The 354-nt window shown below is 63.8% G+C and carries 1 protein-coding gene; it reads right to left on the bottom strand.

The annotated features are described in order from the left end of the window. A partial coding sequence (locus AC0L3B_RS38715) for an aconitase family protein (RefSeq protein ID WP_473382941.1) occupies positions 1-354 on the bottom strand: 354 nt, incomplete at both ends.

The following is a 354-nucleotide window of genomic DNA, read 5'->3' as shown; positions in this document are numbered from 1 at the left end:
CGGGTTGATGCGCTGCGGATCGCCGCCGGCCTTGGCCACGGCGGCGCGCATGGCGGCCAGGTCAACCACGGCGGGCACGCCGGTGAAGTCCTGCATCAGCACGCGGGCAGGGCGGTACTGGATCTCACGGTCGGACTGGCGTTGCTTGAGCCAGGCGGCGATGGCCTTCAGGTCAGTGCCGGTGACGGTCTTGGCGTCTTCCCAGCGCAGCAGGTTTTCCAGCAGCACTTTGAGCGACATCGGCAGCTTGTCCAGGTCACCCAGGCTCGTGGCGGCTTCGGGCAGGCTGAAATAGTGGTAGGTCTTGCTGTCTATTTGCAGGGTTTTAAGGGTTCTCAGGCTATCAAGGGATGA

Source organism: Bradyrhizobium sp. Kon56, from assembly GCF_055807635.1.
Note: the sequence above shows the minus strand (reverse complement) of the source record. Positions and strands in the feature narration are given on the sequence as shown.